5 protein-coding genes are annotated in these 5,658 nt (G+C 63.0%); 3 read left to right on the forward strand and 2 right to left on the reverse strand.

Going from position 1 to position 5,658, the window contains the following annotated elements; all coding sequences use genetic code 11:
• Together C5F48_RS25760 and C5F48_RS26505 are read right to left on the reverse strand one after the other, a co-directional pair.
• A partial coding sequence (locus C5F48_RS25760; RefSeq protein ID WP_219907822.1) for a hypothetical protein occupies positions 1 to 197 on the reverse strand: 197 nt, incomplete at its 3' end.
• On the reverse strand, positions 194 to 877 hold the full coding sequence (locus C5F48_RS26505; RefSeq protein WP_107665804.1) for a response regulator transcription factor: 684 nt from the start codon (positions 875 to 877) through the stop codon (positions 194 to 196). The genes C5F48_RS26505 and C5F48_RS25760, both read right to left, overlap by 4 nt.
• A 133-nt stretch (positions 878 to 1,010) precedes the next feature.
• On the opposite strand from C5F48_RS26505, the gene C5F48_RS21535 reads away from it, so the two are divergent.
• The 3 genes from C5F48_RS21535 to C5F48_RS21545 all read left to right on the forward strand — a co-directional run.
• Positions 1,011 to 2,360 carry an efflux transporter outer membrane subunit gene (locus C5F48_RS21535; protein WP_170139756.1) on the forward strand — a complete coding sequence of 450 codons (1,350 nt, stop codon included), beginning with the start codon at positions 1,011 to 1,013 and terminating at the stop codon, positions 2,358 to 2,360.
• 11 nt (positions 2,361 to 2,371) lie between these two features.
• Positions 2,372 to 3,475 carry an efflux RND transporter periplasmic adaptor subunit gene (locus tag C5F48_RS21540; RefSeq protein WP_107665806.1) on the forward strand — a complete coding sequence of 368 codons (1,104 nt, stop codon included), beginning with the start codon at positions 2,372 to 2,374 and terminating at the stop codon, positions 3,473 to 3,475.
• On the forward strand, positions 3,472 to 5,658 hold a 2,187-nt coding region (locus C5F48_RS21545), incomplete at its 3' end, for an efflux RND transporter permease subunit (RefSeq protein WP_107665807.1). The genes C5F48_RS21540 and C5F48_RS21545, both read left to right, overlap by 4 nt.

Here is a 5,658-nt window from a genome sequence, read left to right on the forward strand (position 1 = left end):
AGATTTTCCACTCCAGCCCTGCCCTCGACCAGAAAAGCCTCACGTGCTGCGGCCTGCATTGGTGTGAAAACTGCTTCCACGGGAACATATCCCGGCGGTAGCGGATCAAAGCTGATCGTTAGAACAATAACAAGCAGCGCAGTGCCCAAGATGGCGCCCCAGATATAGAAAAAGAACCTCAAAACCATTTGTTTCATGTCGGCACCAATTGATAGCCGTGGCCCCGCACGCTGAGAATAGAAGATGGCCCCCTTCTCGCTGCGAAGAGCTTCTGCCGGATTGACGAGACATGGACATCAACCGACCGGTCATAGGGCGCGAGCGGTCTGCCCAGACCCTGTTCGGAAAGCTCCGCCCGAGACATGATGCGACCAGCATTCGCCGCGAGCACTTCCAGCAGACTGAATTCCGCCCCCGTCAAGTCAAGGGGCAGGCCATGCCATCTCGCAGTGCGGGCCGTCGCGTCCACAACAAGCATTCCCGCCGTCAGCGGCTGGGAACCGACCGCCGTCCGCCCGCCTGCGCGACGGAGAATTGCGCGGCACCGCGCGGCCAACTCGCCGGGCGAACAGGGTTTGGCGAGATAGTCGTCGGCCCCGAGGTCGAGGCCTGCGATGCGATCGACTTCATCACCACGGGCAGTCAACATCAGGACCGGAACGGCGCTTTCGCGGCGGATCCGGCGCAGGACCTCTATGCCACTTATCCCTGGCATCATGATGTCGAGGACAACGATCTCTGGTTGCGTATCGGAGAGCGCGGCGAGGCAGCGGCGCCCGTCGGCGAGGTGTGTAACGGCAAAGCCTTCCTGCTCGAGGTATTCGGCAAGGAGCTCGGCGAGCTCGGCGTCATCGTCAATGAACAAAACTGGAATCATCGGCGCACCTCCATCTTGGCTATAGCGCCTCCTGAGGCCCGATAGGCGAACTTTACCTTTCTTTGCGTGATCTTAACACATCTTAACAATCCGCTGAGTGATGAACGGACAAGTTCACCCGCGGAGTATCTTCATGCGTTCTCTCATTGGCTTAGGCGCCGCACTGGTACTTTCCGCCTGCTCGGCCACGACAATCCAGCCAGTGGCGAAGCAACCGGTGTCGGTGCGATTTGCTGCCGGTGTGCCGCAGGCAGGCGACGCCATTGATGTGGGCTGGTGGTCGCAGCTCGACGACGCTGAGCTGAACGAACTCCTCCGGCTCGCAAACCAAAGCAGCCCGAGCCTGCGCACTGCGGCCGCGAGCGTCATGAGGGCGCGCGCGGCCGCAGGCCAAAGCGCCGCGGACCTGTTTCCTGATCTGACGGGCGGCGCAGACAGCAGCGTTGCAGGCGGCCAGAACAGCGCGAGGCGTACCACGAACGCCGCAAGCCTCGATGCCTCGTGGGAGCTGGATCTCTTCGGCCGGGCCCGCCAGTCCGCAGCCGCGTCGCGCCTGTCAGCAGCGGCCGAGGACGCGGCGTTCAGTGGGGCCTTTATCAGCCTCTCCTCCGAGGTGGCCGATACCTACGTCCAGTATCGGGCCTGCCGCTTGGTCGAGGCGATCTATCGCCAGGCAATCGCCTCGCAGGCGGAAACCATCAAAGCAACGGGCGAACTCGCTGCCGCAGGGTTCTCGCCTAGCAGCGACCGCTCGCTTGCCAACGCCAATGCCGCAAGCGCCGCGATCTCGCTGGAAACACAGCGAGCAGACTGCCGGGTGCTGGCGCAGACCTTGGCGGTCAGCGTAGGCGCGCCGCAAGGCAGGATTGACAGCATCCTCGCTACCGGTGGCGGCCTGCCCTCTCCGAAGGCGTTCCGCATAACGTCGGCCCCGGTAGAGGCACTGCGGCAACGGCCCGATGTCGCCGAGGCGGAGCTTGATTTTGCCAGCGCGATGGCGACGATGGGGGCCGCCAAAGCGGATCTCTACCCTTCGTTATCCCTGAGTGGCTCCGTGACCGTGTCGGATCCGACGAGCTGGTCCTTTGGACCGGCGATATCTTTGCCTATTTTCGACGGCGGGGAACGAAGGGCAAGCGTCCGCGTCGCCAATGCCGAGGCGATCACTGCGGCCGAAGCCTACAGAACGACCGTTCTCACTGCAGTGAGCGAAGTCGAAGGAGCATTGACCCGGCTGAATGCTGCGAGGGCGAGCGGCGCAAGCGCCCGGACCGCCGTGGCAGGTTACCGCGAGTATTTCGGCGCCGTCGATGAGATCTGGCAGGCCGGCGGAGAAACCCTCCTGAACCGGGAAGAAGCGAGGCGCACCCTGCAGTCCGCACAGATTACCGAAGTGCAACAGCGAGAGGCTGAGGTGCGGCAGTGGATCGCACTCTACAAGGCTGCGGGTGGCGGCTGGAAACGGGCGGGGGTTGCAGGATGAGGGAAACGACGATGACTTCAAAAGTGATCACCGCGGTGATTTTTCTGGCTGTGCTCGGCCCGGCCGTCCCTCTTGCTGCACAGGAGACGACCGACGCCCAGATCACAGCCGCCTTCAGCGTCAGGCTCGTGGCTCCTGAGCAGCAGACCTGGCCGGTAACCCTGGAGACAAATGGTCGTCTTCAGGCCTGGCATGAAGCGGTGATCGCCGCGGAAACCTCCGGGCAGCGGATCGAAAGCGTCAGCGTCGATGTCGGGTCGGTCGTCAAGAAAGGGCAGATACTCGCGCAGCTCTCGACAGAGACCCTGCAGAACTCGATCGATCAGCAGGAAGCGACGGTGCGCTCGGCGGAGGCCGCGTTGGATCAGGCCAGGGGAGAGGCGGATCGCGCCCGGGCTCTGACGTCGGGACAGTCCGGCGCGCTCTCCGCGCAGCAGGCGACCGAGTATTACGTTGCCGAGCGCAAGGCCGAAGCCGATCTCGCCTCCGCGGAAGCGGTGCTCTCGAGCTCTCGTCTGGATCTCGACCGCACGAAGATCGTCGCCCCGGACGACGGGGTCATCTCGTCGCGCTCGGCCTCATTGGGGGGCGTGGTCTCGACGGGAACAGAGTTGTTTCGGCTGATCAGACAGAATCGCATCGAGTGGCAAGCAGAGGTTCCCCTGCGATTTCTGAGCGAGATCGAGGTGGGCGCCAAGGCGGCGATCCCGACGCCAGTGGGAGACGGAGTGCCCGGCGAGGTGCGGCTGATCTCTCCGGTCGCTTCGGAGACCACCGGGCGCGTGATTGTCTATGTTGCGTTGACGCCTCCTGAGGAGGCTCGCATGCCCCCTACGGGAATGATGGTCACGGGGCGGTTCGACCTTGGCGAGACGCCAGCCCTGACCTTACCGTCCACCGCCATCTCGATGCGCGATGGGTTTACCTACGTCTTTGCGCTGGAAGAGGGCGCATCGCCGGCGAAGGTAACGCGTCTGCGGGTGGAGACCGGCCGGCGCGCCGATGACCGGGTGGAAATTGCAGCCGGCTTGACCGGGAAAGAGCAGATCGTTGAGACCGGCGGGGCGTTCCTCAACGAAGGATCCCTGGTCAATGTGGTGAAGGTGGCAGAATGAACTTTTCCTCTTGGGCCATCCGCAATCCGGTTCCGCCAATCCTTGTCTTCATCATGCTGGTGGTGCTGGGGCTGATGAGCTTCAAACGCCTTGATGTGCAGAACTTTCCCGACATGGACATGCCGACGATCAGCATTTCGGCCACTCTCGACGGCGCTGCCGCAGCCCAGCTGGAAACAGAGGTCGCCCGCAAGATTGAGGAACAGCTGACTGGCCTGTCTTTGCTGGACTCGGTGACGACTACGATCACCGATGGCTCCGTCTCGATCAACGTTTCCTTCGAAGTGGGCAAGGATTCGCAGGCGGCTCTGGACGAGGTGTCGAGCGCAGTGGATCAGGTGGTCTCCGAACTGCCCTCGGGGATGAGTGCGCCGAACGTCTCCAAGTCTGACCTGAATGCGACGCCGCTGATCACCTATGTAGTCAGTGCGGACAAGCTGGATGAGGTCGAGCTCAGCTGGCTGATCGACAACGACATCGAACGTGTTCTGATGGCTGTCGAAGGCGTCGGCGAGGTGAGCCGTCTGGGCGGCATTGATCGCGAGATCCGGGTCCAACTGAATGCGGACCTTATGTCCGGCCTTGGCCTGACGACGGCCGATGTGAATGCGCAACTCGACGACGTCCAGCGCGACCTGTCCGGCGGCAAAGGCCGGGTTGGCGGAGAGAGTCAGTCCCTGCGCGTACTGGCAGCAGCCTCATCGGTCGAAGATCTGCGCGCGACACCGATCCCGCTACCAAACGGGGGCTGGGTGCGGCTGGACGAACTGGGGACGGTGACCGACACCCATTCGGACCGCAGCTCGCTCGCTTACCTCGATGGCGAGCCGGTTATCGCCATGCAGATCAAGCGGTCGAAGGGTTACTCCGATGTCGCCGTCACCGACGACGTACGCACAGCGATGTCGGAGTTTGGCGCGTCCCGTCCGGAACTCACGGTGGCCGAAGCCTACAACACGATCCGCGCCACGGAGGAAAACTATGAAGCTTCGATGCACATGCTTTATGAAGGGGCGATCATCGCGATTATCGTGATCTTCCTGTTCTTGCGGGATTGGCGAGCAACTTTCATTGCGGCGGTGGCGCTGCCCCTGTCGATCGTTCCGACCTTCCTCGTGATGGATCTGATGGGCTTTACCCTGAACACGGTAACCTTGCTGGCCCTGTCGCTGGTCGTCGGCATCCTGGTCGATGACGCCATCGTCGAGGTCGAGAACATCGAGCGACACCTGCAGATGGGCAAGACCGCCCATGACGCCGCGATGGAGGGCGCCGACGAAATTGGGCTGGCCGTGATTGCGACGACTTTCACTCTTGTCGCAGTCTTCCTGCCGACGGCGTTCATGGGCGGCATCCCCGGCATCATCTTCAAACAGTTCGGCATCACCGCCTCAGTCGCGGTTCTGTTCTCGCTTCTCGTGGCCCGATTGGTTACGCCGATGATGGCCGCCTACATGCTGAAGACCGGGGCCCATGTCGAGCAATCGGATGGCTTGCTCATGCGCAGCTACATGACCCTGGTGAAGCTGATGCTCCGCCGCCGCTGGATCCCGGTGGTCGGGGTGGCGACCTTCTTCGCGGCGACTGCGCTGATCGTCACCCAGATGTCCACCGGATTTTTCCCCGCCTCGGATGAAAGCCAGACCCGGATCACCATGACCGCAGCGCCGGGATCCCTGATCGAAGAGACCGACGAGACAGCCCGCGCCATTGCGGAGGCGGTTCGGGAGGTTTCCCACGTCACGGGAATCTTCCTGGCCACCGGCTCGGCCTCGACCGGGGGAATGGGCGAGACGTCTTCCGACTCCGTCTCCTCCGCTACGCTCGTCGTCAATCTGACGCCCATCGATGACCGGGATGTCGGCCAGTCGGAGATCGAGGCCGAATTGCGCGAGGCGATCGCGTCCATCCCGGGCGTCCGGATCGAGGTCGGCACCGGCGGAAACGGCACCGAACTGCAGGTCACCCTTGCCGGGGACGATTCCGCTTTGCTGGAGGACGCGGCCTTCAGTCTGGAAGCCGAGATCCGCGAGCACATTCAGGGTATCGGCAACGTCACGTCCTCCGCGGCGATGCAGACCCCGGAGATCATCATCACGCCCAACCTGGCCCGAGCGGCCTCAATGGGGGTGACGTCGCGGGCAATCTCCGACGCCGTCCGCATTGCCACAGCGGGGGCCTAC

The organism is Cereibacter changlensis JA139 (genome assembly GCF_003034985.1).
Taxonomy (GTDB): domain Bacteria; phylum Pseudomonadota; class Alphaproteobacteria; order Rhodobacterales; family Rhodobacteraceae; genus Cereibacter; species Cereibacter changlensis.

Excerpts from the sequence above, each read along its gene's own strand:
- C5F48_RS21535 (WP_170139756.1), top strand. The coding sequence starts at position 1,011 with ATGCGTTCTCTCATTGGCTTAGGCGCCGCACTGGTACTTTCCGCCTGC.
- C5F48_RS21540 (WP_107665806.1), top strand. The coding sequence starts at position 2,372 with ATGACTTCAAAAGTGATCACCGCGGTGATTTTTCTGGCTGTGCTCGGC.
- C5F48_RS26505 (WP_107665804.1), bottom strand. The coding sequence starts at position 877 with ATGATTCCAGTTTTGTTCATTGACGATGACGCCGAGCTCGCCGAGCTC.